This is a genomic window from Mesorhizobium sp. WSM4821 (assembly GCF_055901555.1).
This window is the reverse complement of the sequence record NZ_CM148371.1, coordinates 2,186,328-2,202,677: the sequence shown is the minus strand read 5'-3', so window position 1 is coordinate 2,202,677 and position 16,350 is coordinate 2,186,328. Positions and strand designations below refer to the sequence as shown.

The window sequence follows — 16,350 nt, the reverse complement described above, 5'->3', positions numbered from 1 at the left end:
GAAGCCCGGCCAAGCTGCGAGCAGGCGCGCCAGCCACTTCCGTGGCGGATCACTTCCGTGGCGGTCCTTTGCGCTCGGCGGACGCGGCCCACAGATTGATGTCGGCTTCGCGTGCGTAAGTGTCGATTTCGGCGAGCTCGGCATCGCTGAAGTCGAGCGCCTTCAGCGCGCCGACGCAATCCTCGACCTGTTCCGGCCGGCTGGCGCCGATCAGCGCCGAGGTCACCCGGCCCTTGCGCAGCACCCAGGCCAGCGCCATCTGCGCCAGCGTCTGGCCGCGTCGCCCGGCAATCGCGTTCAGCGCCTTGATGTTGGCGATGGTCTTGTCGTTGATGAAGGCCGGCTTCAGCGACTTGCCCTGGCTGGCGCGGCTGCCCTCAGGGATGCCGCCGAGATATTTGTCGGTCAGCATGCCTTGCGCCAGCGGCGTGAACACGATCGAGCCGACGCCGAGCCCCTCCAGCGTGTCGAGCAGACCGTCCTCCTCGACCCAGCGGTTGAGCATCGAGTAGCTCGGCTGGTGGATGACGCATGGCGTGCCGAGCTGCTTCAATATGTCGGCGGCCTCGCGCGTACGCTGCGAATTGTAGGAAGAGATGCCGGCATAAAGCGCCTTGCCGGAGCGCACCGCGTGATCGAGCGCGCCCATCGTTTCTTCCAGCGGCGTATCAGGGTCGAAGCGGTGCGAATAGAAGATGTCGACATAGTCGAGCCCCATCCGCTTCAGGCTCTGGTCGAGGCTGGCCAGCACATATTTGCGCCCGCCCCATTCGCCATAGGGTCCGGCCCACATCTCGTAGCCGGCCTTGGTCGAGATGATCAGCTCGTCGCGATACCCTGAGAAATCCGTTCGCAGGATTTCGCCAAAAGCCGTCTCCGCCGAACCGGGCGGCGGGCCGTAATTGTTGGCGAGGTCGAAATGCGTGATGCCGAGATCGAAGGCCTTGCGCGCGATCGCCTGCTTGGTCCGGTGCGGCGTGTCGCCGCCGAAATTGTGCCAGAGCCCGAGCGAGATCGCCGGCAATTTCAGGCCGGATCGCCCGCAGCGATTGTAGACCATTTTCTCGTAGCGGTTTTCGGCGGGGACATAGGGCATGGGAAATCCTTTAGATCAAAGCGAGCCCGGCAGTTGCCACCGCGAAAAAATGGTGAGTCGGCCCTGCCTCTCACCCTTAGCCTCTCCCCACAAAAACGGGGAGAGGGGTCGACGGGAAACTACACGTGTCGCAATCATTGACGCGCCCACCCTACTTCTTCTTCGCCAATAGCCCTTTCGCTTCCTTGACGCCGAGTGCTGCGGGCCGTTCGCAAGTGGTCTGCATGGCGACGAACTTCCCGCTCGCACCCGACCGCAACATACCGGTCATCACATCGACGGCATGCAGCGCCAGTTCCATCGAGCAGCGGTGGGGCCGGCCTTCCGAGATCGCCAGCGCCATGTCGGCGAGACCGGCGGTGCGGTAGTTGGCCATCATGCCGTGCGAATGCATCTGGTTGGCGACGCCGAACGGATGCTTCCATTTGGGCAGCTTCTTGACCGGCTTGACGGCGTCGGTGAAGCGAACTTCGCCGCCGAAGAAATTCGGATCCGGCAAGAACACCGTGCCCAACTCGCCGTAAAGTTCCATCGGCGCATGGCCATGGCTCCACACGTCCCAGCTGGTATTGAGCGTCACCACGGCGCCATTCTCGAACTCCATCAAACCGTGGATCGTCGTCGGCGTGGCGACCAGAATTTTTTCGCCTGCGCGAGGCTTGGACGAGATCGTGCGTTCCGTCTTCGGAATCGAAGCGAAGGCCGCCACCTGCTTCACCGGCCCGATCAGCTGGATCAGATTGGTGATGTAATAGGGTCCTATGTCGAGCACCGGGCCAGCGCCGGGCTGGAAGAAGAAGTCAGGATTGGGATGCCAATGCTCCATCCCATGGTTCATGACATGGCAGGTGCCGCTGGTAATCTTGCCGAGCTTGCCGGTGTCGATCAGGTTGCGGACAAGCTGATGCGCGCCGCCGAGAAACGTGTCGGGCGCCGAGCCGATGCGCAGTCCATCTTTCTCCGCAAGCTTCTTCAGGTCGAGCCCTTCCTTGACCGACAGCACGAACGGCTTTTCCGAATAGACGTGCTTGCCGGCCTCGAGGACCTGCTTCGAAACCTCGTAGTGCACCGCCGGAACGGTGAGGTTGACGATGATGTCGATGTCGCCGGCCTTGAGCAGCCCTTCGACTGTCTCGGCGCGCAGCTTGAACTCCTTCGCTCGTGCCTTGGCCGCCTCCATGTTGATATCCGCGCAGGCGCGCATTTCGATGCCGCGAAACAGCGGCGCAAACGAGAAATACGCTTTCGAGATGTTGCCGCAGCCGATGACGCCGATCCCAAGTTTTTTTGCCATGCTGGTTTGCTCCTAGTAGGTCTTGGCGGCTGCGATCGAGCGGCGGGCGAAGCGCTCGATGTCGTTGGGGTTGTCCTGTTCCATGACGTAGTATTTGGCGGCGCTCTTGGCGCGCAGCGCCTTGATCAGGCCGGCCCAGTCGATCGTACCGTGGCCGACATCGGACCAGCCGTCCTCGTCGAGGCCCTCGCCTGGCTTGGCGATGTCCTTGACATGGACGGCCGCGATGCGCTTGCCATGCTTCTCGATCCAGGGCAGAGGATCGCCGCCGCCGCGCACCACCCAGGCCACGTCCATCTCCCAGCCGATATCGGGCGCTGCCGCCAGGATGTGGTCTTGCGGCACCGAGCCGTCGGCAAGCGTCGTGAACTCGAAATCATGGTTGTGCCAGGCAAAGCCATAGCCGGCTTTATCAGCCGTCTCGCCGACCTTGGCCAGGCGCTCGCCGAAGCCGCGCCAGCCGTCCGCGTCGGTCGGCCTGAGTTCGGCGACCAGATAGGGGCAGATGAGCAGTGTGATGCCGAGCGCGTCGGCGATCTTGCGCACGCCGTCGAAGTCCTTCTCGAGCGCATCGATCGAGAAATGGCCGGTCGGCATGGCGAGACCGTTCTTGTCGAGTTCGGCGCGGAATGCCTTCGGGTCGTCATAGACGCCGCCGAACCCTTCGACTTCCTGGTAGCCGAGTTCGCCCAGCATCTTGAGCACCCCTTCCCAGGGTTGGAAATTGCGGGCGCTGTAAAGTTGGAATGACCAGTTCATCGTCTCTGTCCGTTCTCTGGGGATGGATGGGCTTGAGGTGAGGTTCTTGCGAGTTAAAGGCGGGTTCCGGTTACGGCGTCGAACAGCGAAGCGCGCATCGGGTCAAAACCGATGCTCACGGTGTCGGCGTTGTTTGGCGTGCGCTCTGATGTCACCCGAACCGTGAAATTCTGATTTCCAAGCTTCAGCCACACCAGCGTGTCGGAACCCATGGGTTCGACGACCACGACATTCGCCGTGGCCGTGAACGGCCATCCAGCGCCGCTGTTGAACGCGACATGCTCGGGCCGGATGCCGAACACGGCTGCTCCCGGCACGGGTTCCTTTTCGAAAGCGTAGGTGGCAAGCGGAATCCGCACATCCTCGACGGCGAAGTGCCAGTTGCCATCGTCCTTGTCCAGCCTGCCGTCGAGGAAATTCATCGCCGGCGAGCCGAGGAAGCCGGCGACGAAACGGTTGACCGGGCGATTGTAGATCGTCTGCGGTGCGTCGAGCTGCTGGATCACGCCGCCCTTCATCACCGCGATGCGGTCGGCCAGTGTCATCGCCTCGATCTGGTCGTGGGTGACGTAGATCATCGTGTTCTGCAACTTGCTATGCAGCAGTTTGATTTCGACACGCAGCTCCGCGCGCAGCTTGGCGTCGAGATTGGAGAGCGGCTCGTCGAACAGGAAGACGTCGACGTCACGCACCAGCGCCCTCCCGATCGCCACACGCTGGCGCTGGCCACCGGAAAGCGCCGACGGCTTGCGCTGCAAAAGTGGCTCGATCTGCAGGATTTCGGCGGCGCGCGCGATGCGCTTGGCGATCTCGTCCTTGGCGATGCCGGCGACGCGCAGCCCGAAGGACAGGTTCTTCTCCACCGTCATCTGCGGATAGAGCGCATAGGACTGGAAGACCATGCCGATGCCTCGGTCCTTGGGTTCTTCCCAGGTGACGTTCTTGCCCTTGATGAAGATGCGGCCGTCCGAAACGTCGAGCAGGCCGGCGATGCAGTTGAGCAAGGTCGACTTGCCGCAGCCGGATGGGCCGAGCAGCACGATGAACTCGCCCTCGGCGACATCGATATTGAGCGTCTCCAGCACCGAGATAGCGCCGAAATTCAACGACAGGTCCTGGATCGAGACGCTGGGATTCTGGATTGAAGCACCGGGATTTTCGATTCTTGTCATCATCATCCTTTCACCGCGCCGGCGGCGATGCCACGCACGAAGAGCTTGCCGGAAATGAAGTAGACGACGAGCGGTACCAGGCCGGTCAGGATAGTGGCGGCCATGTTGACGTTGTATTCCTTCACGCCTTGCACCGAGTTGACGATGTTGTTGAGCTGCACCGTCATCGGATAGGTGTCGGGGCGGGTGTAGACGACGCCGAACAGGAAATCATTCCAGATGCCGGTGACCTGCAGGATGATGGCGACGACGAAGATCGGCAGCGACATCGGCAGCATGATGCGGAAATAGATGCCCCAGAATCCGGCGCCGTCGACGCGCGCCGCCCGGAACAGTTCCTCCGGCATGGAAGAGAAATAGTTGCGGAACAGAAGGGTCAGGATCGGCATGCCGAAGATGGAATGGACGATCACCAGACCGCTGAGACTGCCGTAGAGGCCGATTTCGCGCAGGATGATGACGATCGGATAGATCATCACCTGATAGGGGATGAAGGCGCCGACGATCAGGATCACGAAGAAGGTGTCGGCCCCCTTGAAGCGCCAGTTGGCAAGCGCGTATCCGTTCACGGAAGCGATCGCGATCGACAGGATGACCGACGGGACGGTGATGCGCACCGAATTCCAGAAGCCGCGCGAGAGCCCGTCGCAGTTGAGGCCGGTGCAGGCGCTGGACCAGGCCTTCACCCAAGGCTCGAAGGTGATCTCGAGCGGCGGCGAGAAGATGTTGCCGAGACGTATCTCCGGCATGCCCTTGAGCGACGTGACCACCATTACATAGAGCGGCAGGAGATAATACAGCGCCACCACGATGAGCGTGCCATAGAGGAAGATATTGCGGCGCGAGAACACATGCCGCGGCTTCGGCCCTCGCGGCCCGGACGCCTCAAGCCTGCCGGATGCCTCAAGCCTTACAGAGCCCGTACCGGCAGGCAGGGAAACGGCATGGTCAGACACGCTTCCTGCCTCCGAATTCGAGATAGGCCCACGGCACGATGACGATCACCACCGACAGCAGCATCATGGTCGAGGCGGCGAAGCCCTGGCCGAGGTTCTGGGCGAAGAACATGTAGTCGTAGACGTATTTTGCCGGCACTTCGGAGGCGATGCCGGGACCGCCGCTGGTCTGGGCGACGACCAAGTCATAAACCTTGACGATCCCGGCGGCGATGATGACAAGCGCGGTGATGAAGACCGGCCGCATCATCGGGATGATGATGAACAGATAGGTCTTCCACATCGGTATCCCATCCACCCGCGCGGCCTTCCAGATATCCTCGTCGATGCCGCGCAGTCCCGCCAGCATCAGGCACATGATGAGCCCGGTGCCTTGCCAGAGCGCGGCGATCGTTATGCCGTAGATGACGATGCTGGAATTGTAGAGCGGATCGAAGTCGAAGCTTTCCCAGCCGAGGCCGCGCACCACCCCCTGGATTCCGAACTCCGGGTTGAGCAGCCACTGCCAGACGAGACCGGTGACGATGAAGGAAAGCGCGAACGGATAGAGGAAGATCGTGCGGAACGTGTCCTCGAAACGGATCTTCTGGTCGAGCAGCGCCGCCAGCATGAAGCCGATCATGAGAGAGAACACCAGCGACAGCACGCCGTAGACCAGGAGGTTCTCGATGGAGACCAGCCAACGCGGCGTCGACCACAGCCGATAATACTGGTCGAGCCCGACGAAGTTCAGCCGCGGCAGGAGCTTCGAATTGGTGAAGGAATAAAGCACCGTCCACGCGCTGCCGCCGACGAAGATCACCAGTGCGGTGAGGACCATCGGAACAGAGGCGACCTTGGCATTGAGGTTGCGGAAGAGTTGATTGGGGCGTTCGCTCTTGCTCATCTGCGCAGCCGGGCTGGATCGGGTAAGGGCGGGAGGGCCAGGACCCTGACCCCGGGCTCCCGACCCTGCGCTCGCAGGGGCGGGAGTGAGGCGGTTCGTCGAAAAGTCAATCGGCCGAGGCGACGATATCGGCGAAGCGCTTCTGCGCCTCTGCCACGGTCATGTCCGGCTTGGCGAAGAATTCGGAGAAAAGGTCCTCCTTCTGCTTTTGCGTGTCCTGCGACAGCAGTTGGTCCGTCCAAGGCATGACGCTGCCCTTGGCCAGGATGTCGAGCCCTTTCTTCATGCAGTCATTGGCCGCCTCGAGGTCGACATCGCCGCGCACCGGCAGCGAACCCTTCTTGAGGTTGAAGGCGACCTGCGTCTTGGGATCGAGCAGCGTTTCGGCCAGCGCTTCCTGCGCCTTGGATTTTTCCGCGTCCTGAAGCAGCGGAAAGTAGAAGGCGTCGCCGCCGGTGGCGATGACCTCGTTCAGGCCGAGGCCGGGAAGACACGTATAGTCCTTGCCGGCGGTCTGGCCGGCAACCTGGAACTCGCCCTGCGCCCAATCGCCCATGATCTGGCCGGCGGCCTTGCCGGTAATGACGAGATTGGTGGCCTGGTTCCAGTCCTGCACATTGGTGTTCTTCGCCATCTTGCGGGCATCGTCCGCGGCCTTGAACACCTTGGCGACCTCGGGCCCGGCGGCGAATTCGGCGTCCTTGTCGCGATAGACCTTCAGGAAAGTGTCGGTGCCGCCGACCGCCGTGAGCAGCACGTCGAAGGCTCCGGAGGCTTGCCAGGGCTGCCCGCCGACCGCGAGCGGCAGGATGCCTGCCTTTTCCAGCGCGGGGGCGGCCGCGACATATTCATTCCAGTTTTTCGGCACCGGCACACCGGCCTTTTCGAAGGCCGCGTTCGACAGCCACAGCCATTGCCAGGAGTGAATGTTGACCGGCACGCAATAGATCTTGCCGTCGAGGGTACAGCCGTCGAGCAGGCTCTTCGGTTGCACGATTTCCGTCCACTTGTCCCTGGTTGCGAGATCGGTCAAGTCGCGCATCAGGCCGGCCTCCACCAATTCTTCCGCTTGCCGGCCATGGTTGAACTGGGTGGCGCCCATGGGATCGCCGCCAGTGATGCGGCTGATCATGATCGGCCGCGCCGTGCCGCCGGAGCCGGCGATAGCGCCGTCGACCCAATGATTGCCTGTCCCGTCGAACGCCTTGGCGAATTCGGCGACCGCCGCCGCCTCGCCGCCCGAAGTCCACCAATGGGTGACTTCCAGATCCGTCGCCGCCGCCGGGCCGGCGAACTGCAGCGCGGCCGTCGCTGCCAGCGCAGCAGTCATAAGTCTGTATCGCATTTCGGTTTCCTCCCAGAATCTGAAACGTTACAGATTTTCGATACGGCAATTGAGCGATGCGCGCAACCCCTCCGGTAAAAGGGTGGCCAATATTTTTTCGAAGCCCGAACAAAATCGCGTTGCCGACTGCGCCTTTGTGCGCCGCAGCACACGGAACTGCACTGCAAAACGATCAGACTCGACAGAAAACCTGTTCGAGACGCCTTGAGCGCTGATTTTCAACCGCTTTTCATCCCAGGAACACCAAAGCCATATAAGGCACTGTCAGGATCGTTCCTCGCGCAACCGTGACAAGCTGTAACGTTTCAGTATATTGCAATCCGTATTGGAGGAGAGCCGCGATGGAAGCGGTCCGCCGATTGCCGGCCTGCCCGGCAACTGCTATGCGCCTGACGGGCGGGACGAATGGACAGACATCAAACTGAGAAGGACGACGAGACGTCGCCGCCAGGTCGGCCGACGCTGAAGACGCTCGCCTTCATGACCGGGCTGGGCGTCACCACCGTGTCGCGGGCGCTGAAGGACGCACCCGAAATCGGCGCCGAGACCAGGCGTCGCGTCCAACTCGTCGCCAAGCAGATCGGCTACCGGCCCAACCGCGCCGGCGTGCGCCTGAGAACCGGCAAGACCAATGTCATCAGTCTCGTGCTCAACACCGAGCACGAGATCATGAGCTTTGTCTCGGACATCATTTACGGCGTCTCGGAAGTCATCGCCGACACGCCCTATCACCTGATCGTCACGCCCTATTCACGCTCGCAGGATCCGCTGGACCCGATACGCTATCTGGTGGAAACCGGTTCCGCCGACGGCGTCATCATTTCGCGCACCCAGCCGAACGACCCCAGGGCCCGTTACATGCTGGAGCGTGGTATCCCCTTTGCCACGCACGGCCGCACCGACATGGGGCTGATCCACCCCTACCACGATTTCGACAACTACGCGTTCGCGACCGAGGCCGTGCGCCACCTCGCCGGCATCGGTCGCCGCAGGCTGGCCCTGCTGGCGCCACCGGTCGAGCTGACCTATCACCGCCATGCGCTGAACGGCTTTACCGATGCGCTGAGCGAGGTCGGCGCCAGCGAGATCCCATTCAACACCGTTTCGATCGACCACTCGATCGAGCAGATCAGGATGCGGACGGCGCAAGTGATGCGCCGCCAAGACCGGCCGGACGGCTTCGTCAGCAGCGCCGCCGCGGCGACGCTCGCCGTCGTCGCCGGCATCGAGGACGCCGGCCTCAAGCTCGGCCGCGACGTCGACGTGGTGTCCAAGCAGTCGTCGGACCTGCTGCATCTGTTCCGCAGGGAATTGCTGGTCGTCAACGAGGACTTCCGGCTGGCCGGCGCCGAGCTGGCCCGCTCCGTGCTGGGCTGGATCGGCGGCGCCGCGCCTGGCTCATTGCAGAGCCTGAGCGCGCCGACGGAGGTCCTGGCCTATCGCCGTCCCGACTAGAGGGGGATACGTTCAAATTGAACTCCCCGCTCCATCTATTTGTCTTAGCCGCAGTTCTGTGGCGCCAAGTGATTCCATTGGCTGCAAAATGCGCGCCGTTGACTGGCAGCCTTGGGGCCGTTGGCGGACTTGCGGCTTAGAGGCTCGGAATGTCAGAAGCGGAGCTTCAGTCGGGCTTCGTGCATCGACGTGAACTGACACATTCCGGTCAACGCCTCATTCCACCTGAAAGGTCGCGAAAAGGGTGCGAACCCGGCTTCACACAAACGCCCATCGTCTCAGCGTTTAAAGGTTTGGCGATCTCCTCAAGACGTTCGCAGGGCGCGTTTCGCGATGCGGCCGGCTTTGCAATGCGCTACACTCCCAGACCGCCGCGTCCGCGACGACGGCACCGCCTGCTGGGGTGATGATTGGTCGCCCCCTGAAGGAGTTTCGCCCATGAAGCGCAGAATGGCCGCCCTGATGGTAGGCGATATCGTCGGCTATTCCGGAATGATGGAGCGAGCCGAGGAGCAAACCGCCGAACGCTTGGCCAGCTGTCAGGCCCTCATTTCGGAAAAGGTCGATCTGCTCGACGGCCGGGTTTTCAAGACGACGGGCGACGGGGCGCTCGCCGAATTTCCGAGCGCCGTAAACGCCGTGCGCAGTGCATTCGAGATCCGCGGCGCGCTTGCAGGCGCACAAGAGCCCGACACCGAACCTTTCAGGATGCGGTTCGGTCTCCATATCGCGGATGTCATGGTGCAGGGCGATGATCTGGTCGGAGACGGCGTCAACCTCGCGGCGCGCATACAGGCGGCAGCCGAACCAGACTCGATCTATGTGAGCGGTGCGCTCTTCGATCATGTCCGCCGCAATTCTGCGTTCATATTCGACGATATGGGCGAGCGGGCGTTCAAGAACATTACGGAATCGGTGCACCTCTATCGGGTCCGCGGCGAGATCGGAGCGCATCGGCTGCAGTCGGCGCCGACGCAACTGGTCATCACGACGGAACGGCGGCCGGCATCGGTCGCGGTGCTCCCTTTCCGGGTATCGGGCGACGACGAGAACCAGCGCTATCTCGCCGAGGGCCTCACCGAGGAGCTTATTGTCGAACTGGGGCGGTTTCGGCGTCTTTCGGTCAGTTCGCGCAGTGCGAGCTTCGCAGTTGCGGACGCCCACCCGGATCCGGTGAGGCTCGGGGAGGCTCTGGGCGTTCGATATGTGCTTGAGGGACAGGTGCGCAAGATCGGAGAGCGGGTTTCGATCAGCCTCACGCTGTCGGAAACCGACCAGGGGACGGTGGTCTGGAGCGACAAGATCCAGCGTCCGTTCGAAGAAATCCTCGCTTTGGTTGATGGAACCGTCGCGAGGATCGCCGCGACGGTATCCGGACGAATGGAGGACGCAGCCATGGTGGCGGCGCGCCGAAAGCCGCCAGAAAACATGACCGCCTTCGACTGCCTCTTGCGCGGGCTCGATCATCACCGCCTGGGCGGCGTCACCGACGACAATGCCCGCCAGGCCGTCGGCTGGCTTTCAAAGGCGATCGAGGCCGATCCGCACTACGCGGCCGCCTATGCGTGGAGGGTCTGCGCAGCGTCAGGGTTGCCGGGTTTCGACCCCGAGCAAGGTCGACGGGACATTTGCCGCGCGCTCGAGCTTGACCCCTGCGATGCCGAGGCAAACCGGATCATGGGCGCGTTTGAACTTATGGATGGCAACTTCGACGAGGCCCTGGCGCACAGCCGCAGAGCAATGGAATTGAACCCGACGGATGCCTACATCAAGGCAAGATGCGCCGCGGTCTTTACCTCTGTGGGCGAAGCAGAGCGTTCATTGTCCTTGCTCGACGAAGCCGAGATGCTCGACCCGTTCCTTCCTGTGTGGTGCGTCGAGGAACGGGGCGTGGCTCTTTATGCGCTGGGCCGCTATGCCGAGGCTATTGAATCCCTCCGCAAACTCACGTTTCAGACCACTCGATCGCGCCTCTATCGGGCGGCCGCGCTCTTGGCGCTCGATCGATACGACGAAGCCGGCCGGATGGTCAGGGAAGCTGTCGGCGGCGAGGCAGCTCTAACGGCCTCCAACTTCACCAGCCGCGAGTGTTACCGCGATCCTGAGAAGGCTCGGGAGCTTGGCCGCTTGCTAAGGGAAGCAGGTTTGCCGCCATAAGATCGGTGGCGACGGTCTGCCGCTAACGACAACCCGTTCAGCACACACACTGTCGAAGATTGCAACGGGTCGACTCCGGTCGTTTGCGATCGAAAAGGGAATGGCCGCTCATGACGCGACTACGATGTCCAGGGTGGTCGCCGGCAACGTCGCTATCGGGCAACAGCAAAGATCACCTCAACGGCCGACATCGGGCGCTAACCCGCAGCCCCGCTTCCCCAAGGGCCATGGAACGCGCCCGGCCCGTCGATGCGCTCGAAGCCATGCGCCCCGAAGAAATCGCGTTGTGCCTGGATCAGGTTCGAGGTGCCGCGGCCTTGGCGGTAGCCGTCGAAATAGGCGAGCGCGGACGACAGCGCCGGCACCGGCGAGCCGGCCTCCGACGCCCTTGCCACGATGCGCCTGAGCGATGGATGTGCCTCCTGCATCATCGCAATGAAGGCCGGCGCCATCAGCAGATTGGTGGCCGCCCCGCCCTTGCCGAAGGCTTCCGCCATCGTGTCGAGCATTTGCGAGCGGATGATGCAGCCGGCCCGCCAGATCTTTGCGATGGTCGGCATTGGCAGGTTCCAGTTGAACTCCTTCGAGGCGCCGCTCATCACCGCGAAGCCTTGCGCGTAGGCCGCGATCTTGCCGGCGAACAGGCCCAGTTCGAGATCCCTGAGAAGCGCTTCCTTGTCACCGGAAATCTTGGTCACGCCGCTGTTGCCATGGGCCTTCTCGGCGGCCAGCCGCTCGTCCTTGATCGATGACAGCACGCGCGCCGCAACCGCCGCTTCGATCGCGGTGGCGGGGATGCCGAGCTGCTGCGCCTCGATGACCGACCATTTGCCGGTGCCTTTCTGGCCGGCACGGTCGAGGATGATGTCGACCACCGGCTTGCCGGTCTTCGGATCGTCGGCGGCCAGCACCTTGGCGGTGATCTCGATCAGGTAGGAGTTGAGCCGGCCCTTGTTCCAGCCAGCAAACACCTCGCCGATGTCCTTCGGCCCCATGCCCAGGCCGTCGCGCAGGATGCCGTAGATCTCGGCGATCATCTGCATGTCGGCATATTCGATGCCGTTATGGATGGTCTTGACGAAATGGCCGGCGCCGTCGGTGCCGAGCCATGCCGCGCAAGGCTCGTCCCTGAACTTGGCCGAAATCGCGGTCAGCACTTTTTGCACGCGCTTCCAGGACTCTTCGGTGCCGCCGACCATGATCGAGGGACCGTGGCGCGCGCCTTCCTCGCCGCCCGACACACCCATGCCGATGAAGGTCAGGCCCGAGCCGGAAAGTTCGGAGAAACGCCGCATCGTGTCGCGGAAATTGGCGTTGCCGGCATCGATGACGATGTCGCTGGCCGACAGCACGCCTCGCAGCGCCGCGATCTGCTCGTCGACCGGCTTGCCGGCCAGAACCATGATGATGATCGGTCGCGGCGGCCGGATTGCGGCGGCGAGTTCCTCAAGGCTGTAGCAGGGCACCACCATATCCTTCAGCGCGCCGGCGTTTTCGACAAAGGCGTCGGTGCGCGCTCTGGTGCGGTTGAAGACGGCGATGCGGTGCCCGTGCTCGGTAATGTTGAGCGCCAGGTTGGAGCCCATCGTGCCAAGGCCGATCAGGCCGATTTCGGCTTTTTCCATCGTTTCTTCCCTGCTTTCGGATTTTGTTGGGACCGCGTTTTGCGGCGATGCCATTGTTCCCTGATGATTGACGGGCCTTGGCGCCTACGTCAACCGCCTCGCCGAATTGTGTCGAGGTCGCGCTGAGTGAGATTCAGGTCAGGCCGTGCCGAGAGCGGTGGTTTCCGAGAACCGGAGCGGAGCGTACATGAAGTACGTGAGCACCGGCCTACGCCGGCCGTAGCCTTAACTGCCGCGACCGCTCGGGAGTGCTTCGGCCGGCGTAGGCCGGAAGCGCAGGAAACCGCCATTCGCAGGCCGGCATCACCTGAATATCACTCAGCGCGGATGTCGATCGGCGCCTCGATCTTGACCATCTCGAAGTCGGAGACGAGGATATCGAGCCGCGCCGTCCACCGGCCGGCAACCGGAATGACGAGATCATCGACACGCCATGTGCCGTCGCCTGGCTTTGTCGCCGGGCGCTTGATCGGTTCAATGCCGGAATTGGGCTTCGACAGCACCAGCGTCACTTGCCTGGCATCGAGCGGGCCAAAATCGCCTGTCATGACGACGATCGAGGCTGAGACCGGTCCGGCATGGCCGGGCGCGATGCTCAGGTCGGCCATTGCTTTCGGCGTATGGATATGGATCGATGCCGGCTGTGCCGCAGCGATTGCCAGGGCGCGCGGCGGCGGCGTGAAGCGCCAGCCGGCGGCAACACCGAAGATCGCCAGAACGATCAGCATTTCAATGCCGATCGAGCGGACCAGCCTCCTCTGCACTTCCGTCTCTCCCGCTTCGGCCGGACCGGTCAGCTTCCAGCGGTTGGTCGCCGCGAGCGTGAACAGAAAGAACAGCAGCGCCAGCTTGATCAGCAGCAGCCGGCCATAGGCGGTCTCGAGCAAAGCCGCGGGCGCCTGCACCTGGATGATGGCCAGCACGGTGCCGGTGGCAGCGAGCACGGCCACGACGGGCAGGATCGCTTGGGAAAACCGGCGCAGAAAAGCCGCGGCCTTGGCCGGTTTCCGCCTGATGGCGAGACCGAGCGGCGCCAGCGCGCCGGTCCAGAAGGCGATGCCGGCGCCATGCAGGAACACCATCGGGCGCGTCAGCCATTGCGGTTCGGCTGCACTCGCGTGCCCGCTGGCGGCGAGGGCGGCACCGACACCGGCCAAGCCGGCGAGGGCAAACATTTTTGCGCCGCCGCGCGGCCCGACCAGCGACAAAAGGCCAAGCCCGAGCGCCACCAGCGCGACCAGCACCGTCCAACTGAGGCTGGTGGCAAGCCCAGCCTGCCAGACGCCCGGCTGCGCCAGTTGAGTGAGTGGCGCACCGAGCGCGTCCAGTCCCTGGAAGCCGAGCGACAAGGGCGCCGCGACAAGGCCGCACAGGACCGCGGCGATGACGAAGCGCCGGCCGGAACGTCCGCCTTTCGCCAGCCAGGCCAGTGCAAAGGCGCCGCCGACCCCGAGAAAGAGGCCGATATAGAGAAACACCTTGCCGATCCAGACCGCCGACCGCAGACCACGGTCGACAGCTTCGGAGACGGCCGGCGCGGCACTCGGCGCGCCGATGGAAAACAGCACCGAGCCGCCGACCGGATGGCCGTCGGCGGAAACCACCCGCCAGCTCAGCACATGCGTGCCGGATCCGAGTGTTTGCGGATTGTCGATCTCGACCGTCTGGTCGCTGAGCCGGAACGCGGTCAGCGCAACCGGCGGACCGTCGGGCCGCACCAGGGTGAGCACCAGCGGTGAGACCGGCTCGCTGAAAGTCAGCGAAAACTGTGTCGGGTTTTGTCCCAGCACCATGCCGTCGGCCGGATCGGCCGTGACCAGCGCCGCATGGGCAAGGGCCTGATTTGGCGCGGCAATGACGGCAAGCAGCATGATCGCGGCCAGCAGGCCAACGGCACTGCGACCAGTTTGCTTTCCCGCCGCACAGACCGTTCGCAGAAATGATGCCAAGCTCATGTCACCGTCACAAAGAACGGCGGCGCGCTCCTCGAATGGAGCGCGCCGCCAAAAAAAAGGTCACTTCTTCGGCAAGAGCTTGATGCCGGGCGCCGGAAATTCCAGCGCGTCCTCATCCTGCCCGGCCGCCGGGATCTCGATCCAGCGATCGGCGGCACCATCGCATTCCTGCACCACCGGGAAGTAAAGCGTTTGGCCAGCCGGCAGGTCCGCCGCCAGTGTGCCGCGGAAGACGAACTCGTCGTAGAATTCGTCCGGCAGGCTGCCGCCGCTCCAGTCGACTTCCCTGACGCCCGATGTCACCGTCTCCCCATAGAGCTGGTAGGACTTTTCGAATTTGCCCTTCTTGACCTGCAGCGTCCAGCCGGGCTTCGGCATCGGTTTCACTGAAATGACCCCTTCCGGGATCTGCACGCGGACTGCGGTCGTCGCCTTGCCTTCGCAGCCATGCGGCACGCGCAGCACCGCCTTGTAGGTCGAACCGACAGGCGCGTCCTGAGTTTCGAGCGTGATATGGGCGAAAGCCGTGCCCGTCCAGAGAGCCAGCGCGCAGGCCGACAGAAGATATTTGTTCATGATGGTCCCTCTGATCTTCAATTTTGCGGTCGGCTCAATTGGCATGGTCGTCCATGCCGCCCGTTCCACCGATGCCTTCGACAGCAAAGTCGACGTTGACGGTGCCGGCCTTCTCGAAGGTCAGCGTGGCGGAAAACTCTTCGCCTTGCTTGGGCTGCTGCTTCAGGCCAATGAACATCAGATGGTAGCCCCCGGGCGCCAGCGCCAACTTGCCTCCGGCCGGGATTTCGAGGCCGCCGGCGACCGGCCGCATGGTCATGACGCCGTCCTTGACGCCCATTTCGTGCAGTTCAGTCTTGGCCGAAATGTCAGAGGAGATCGACAGCAGCCGGTCCGCCGAGCTGCCGGTGTTGGTGATGGTGAAATAGCCGCCGGCGACCTTGGCGCCGGCAGGCGTCGCTCGCGACCAGGGATGTTCGATTTCGAGATCACCGAGCTTGAACTCATGCGCGAAGGACGACTGAGCGCCAGCGAGCAAAAGAGCAAGCGTGACGACAATGATGCCGAGGCGTTGCTCGGCACTGCGCAGGAGGGAGGTTTTGTGGCCGGGTGCGCGCGCATGCGCGGCGGCGCGGAAGAAGCAGGACATGATGGCTCCATGGATATGGTATCGCGCCGTTGGCCGGTCGCGACTGATTTCAGCGTTGGACGAATGCGCCCGCGAAAGGTTCCGCGAGCCATGCTAGCTCACACGACAGGCGGCGCGCGCGGGTTCGATGGAGAGCGGGCGCGGGCGAAGTCGAGATGCCTGAACGCAGGCAGCACGAAGGCGACAGCTTCGAAAACGAGGCTGCGAGCCAACGCGGCGGCATCGGGCGGCGGTGCATGAGCTGCTGAAACCATGCCGCAGCCGAGCACGCAGCAAGTCGGCATGTGCTGCTGGTGCGGATCGCCGCCGGGAAGCTCGGCCACACCCTCATGGGTGCAGATGACATTGCCGAAGGCGTCGCGTTGCGAAGCATCCGGGCCCAAGCCGAAGGCGAATGCGCCGAACATTGACTGGAGCACGAGCAGATAGGCCGCGACCAGCGCGGCCGGCATGCTCCATCGTCTCCGCCGGATGTTCAAAACCCT

General features: G+C 63.2%; 14 protein-coding genes. 2 read left to right on the top strand and 12 right to left on the bottom strand.

The genetic code is table 11. The annotated features are described in order from the left end of the window. Positions 1 to 49: 49 nt before the first annotated feature. The 7 genes from mgrA to AC0NID_RS10555 all read right to left on the bottom strand — a co-directional run bounded on the left by mgrA (position 50) and on the right by AC0NID_RS10555 (position 7,508). Positions 50 to 1,096 (bottom strand): L-glyceraldehyde 3-phosphate reductase, encoded by a 1,047-nt coding sequence (gene mgrA / locus AC0NID_RS10585; protein ID WP_473455403.1) that lies wholly within the window; start codon positions 1,094 to 1,096, stop codon positions 50 to 52. A 151-nt stretch (positions 1,097 to 1,247) separates the two neighbouring features. Beyond that, the gene (locus tag AC0NID_RS10580; protein WP_473455404.1) at positions 1,248 to 2,390 is read right to left on the bottom strand and encodes a Gfo/Idh/MocA family protein; all 1,143 of its coding nucleotides are present in this window, start codon (positions 2,388 to 2,390) and stop codon (positions 1,248 to 1,250) included. Between the two features lie 12 nt (positions 2,391 to 2,402). After that, positions 2,403 to 3,149: a sugar phosphate isomerase/epimerase family protein gene (locus AC0NID_RS10575; RefSeq protein ID WP_473455405.1), complete on the bottom strand. Its 747-nt coding sequence runs from the start codon at positions 3,147 to 3,149 to the stop codon at positions 2,403 to 2,405. Positions 3,150 to 3,202: 53 nt separating this feature from the next. Then, the gene (locus tag AC0NID_RS10570; protein ID WP_473455406.1) at positions 3,203 to 4,321 is read right to left on the bottom strand and encodes an ABC transporter ATP-binding protein; all 1,119 of its coding nucleotides are present in this window, start codon (positions 4,319 to 4,321) and stop codon (positions 3,203 to 3,205) included. Between the two features lie 2 nt (positions 4,322 to 4,323). Then, positions 4,324 to 5,256, bottom strand: a complete 933-nt coding sequence (locus tag AC0NID_RS10565) for a carbohydrate ABC transporter permease (RefSeq protein WP_473455521.1) — start codon at positions 5,254 to 5,256, stop codon at positions 4,324 to 4,326. 13 nt (positions 5,257 to 5,269) lie between these two features. Continuing rightward, the gene (locus tag AC0NID_RS10560) at positions 5,270 to 6,163 is read right to left on the bottom strand and encodes a carbohydrate ABC transporter permease (RefSeq protein WP_473455407.1); all 894 of its coding nucleotides are present in this window, start codon (positions 6,161 to 6,163) and stop codon (positions 5,270 to 5,272) included. Positions 6,164 to 6,269: 106 nt separating this feature from the next. Next, the gene (locus AC0NID_RS10555) at positions 6,270 to 7,508 is read right to left on the bottom strand and encodes an ABC transporter substrate-binding protein (protein WP_473455408.1); all 1,239 of its coding nucleotides are present in this window, start codon (positions 7,506 to 7,508) and stop codon (positions 6,270 to 6,272) included. Positions 7,509 to 7,913: 405 nt separating this feature from the next. Between AC0NID_RS10555 and AC0NID_RS10550 the strand changes: the two genes are divergently transcribed. Together AC0NID_RS10550 and AC0NID_RS10545 are read left to right on the top strand one after the other, a co-directional pair. Next, the gene (locus AC0NID_RS10550) at positions 7,914 to 8,963 is read left to right on the top strand and encodes a LacI family transcriptional regulator (RefSeq protein ID WP_473455409.1); all 1,050 of its coding nucleotides are present in this window, start codon (positions 7,914 to 7,916) and stop codon (positions 8,961 to 8,963) included. A gap of 438 nt (positions 8,964 to 9,401) precedes the next feature. Further along, complete coding sequence (locus AC0NID_RS10545) at positions 9,402 to 11,120, top strand: adenylate/guanylate cyclase domain-containing protein (RefSeq protein ID WP_473455410.1); 1,719 nt, start codon at positions 9,402 to 9,404, stop codon at positions 11,118 to 11,120. 197 nt (positions 11,121 to 11,317) lie between these two features. Here the strand turns inward: AC0NID_RS10545 and gndA are convergent, their stop codons facing one another. From gndA to AC0NID_RS10520, 5 genes are all read right to left on the bottom strand, one after another. Then, positions 11,318 to 12,745 (bottom strand): NADP-dependent phosphogluconate dehydrogenase, encoded by a 1,428-nt coding sequence (gndA, locus tag AC0NID_RS10540; RefSeq protein WP_473455411.1) that lies wholly within the window; start codon positions 12,743 to 12,745, stop codon positions 11,318 to 11,320. Positions 12,746 to 13,059: 314 nt separating this feature from the next. Further along, positions 13,060 to 14,700 (bottom strand): copper resistance CopC/CopD family protein, encoded by a 1,641-nt coding sequence (locus AC0NID_RS10535; protein WP_473455412.1) that lies wholly within the window; start codon positions 14,698 to 14,700, stop codon positions 13,060 to 13,062. A gap of 60 nt (positions 14,701 to 14,760) precedes the next feature. Beyond that, a complete protein-coding gene (locus AC0NID_RS10530; protein WP_473455413.1) occupies positions 14,761 to 15,276 on the bottom strand; it encodes a YcnI family copper-binding membrane protein in 516 nt (171 codons plus the stop codon). A 34-nt stretch (positions 15,277 to 15,310) separates the two neighbouring features. Further along, the gene (locus AC0NID_RS10525; protein ID WP_473455414.1) at positions 15,311 to 15,865 is read right to left on the bottom strand and encodes a copper chaperone PCu(A)C; all 555 of its coding nucleotides are present in this window, start codon (positions 15,863 to 15,865) and stop codon (positions 15,311 to 15,313) included. A gap of 98 nt (positions 15,866 to 15,963) precedes the next feature. Continuing rightward, positions 15,964 to 16,317, bottom strand: a complete 354-nt coding sequence (locus AC0NID_RS10520) for a DUF2946 family protein (protein ID WP_473455415.1) — start codon at positions 16,315 to 16,317, stop codon at positions 15,964 to 15,966. Positions 16,318 to 16,350 lie beyond the last annotated feature (33 nt).

Coding starts and splice junctions, on each gene's coding strand:
- AC0NID_RS10550 (WP_473455409.1), top strand. CDS start 7,914: ATGGACAGACATCAAACTGAGAAGGACGACGAGACGTCGCCGCCAGGT.
- AC0NID_RS10530 (WP_473455413.1), bottom strand. CDS start 15,276: ATGAACAAATATCTTCTGTCGGCCTGCGCGCTGGCTCTCTGGACGGGC.
- AC0NID_RS10545 (WP_473455410.1), top strand. CDS start 9,402: ATGAAGCGCAGAATGGCCGCCCTGATGGTAGGCGATATCGTCGGCTAT.
- AC0NID_RS10575 (WP_473455405.1), bottom strand. CDS start 3,149: ATGAACTGGTCATTCCAACTTTACAGCGCCCGCAATTTCCAACCCTGG.
- AC0NID_RS10525 (WP_473455414.1), bottom strand. CDS start 15,865: ATGTCCTGCTTCTTCCGCGCCGCCGCGCATGCGCGCGCACCCGGCCAC.
- gndA (WP_473455411.1), bottom strand. CDS start 12,745: ATGGAAAAAGCCGAAATCGGCCTGATCGGCCTTGGCACGATGGGCTCC.
- AC0NID_RS10580 (WP_473455404.1), bottom strand. CDS start 2,390: ATGGCAAAAAAACTTGGGATCGGCGTCATCGGCTGCGGCAACATCTCG.
- mgrA (WP_473455403.1), bottom strand. CDS start 1,096: ATGCCCTATGTCCCCGCCGAAAACCGCTACGAGAAAATGGTCTACAAT.
- AC0NID_RS10560 (WP_473455407.1), bottom strand. CDS start 6,163: ATGAGCAAGAGCGAACGCCCCAATCAACTCTTCCGCAACCTCAATGCC.
- AC0NID_RS10520 (WP_473455415.1), bottom strand. CDS start 16,317: ATGCCGGCCGCGCTGGTCGCGGCCTATCTGCTCGTGCTCCAGTCAATG.
- AC0NID_RS10535 (WP_473455412.1), bottom strand. CDS start 14,700: ATGAGCTTGGCATCATTTCTGCGAACGGTCTGTGCGGCGGGAAAGCAA.
- AC0NID_RS10555 (WP_473455408.1), bottom strand. CDS start 7,508: ATGCGATACAGACTTATGACTGCTGCGCTGGCAGCGACGGCCGCGCTG.
- AC0NID_RS10570 (WP_473455406.1), bottom strand. CDS start 4,321: ATGACAAGAATCGAAAATCCCGGTGCTTCAATCCAGAATCCCAGCGTC.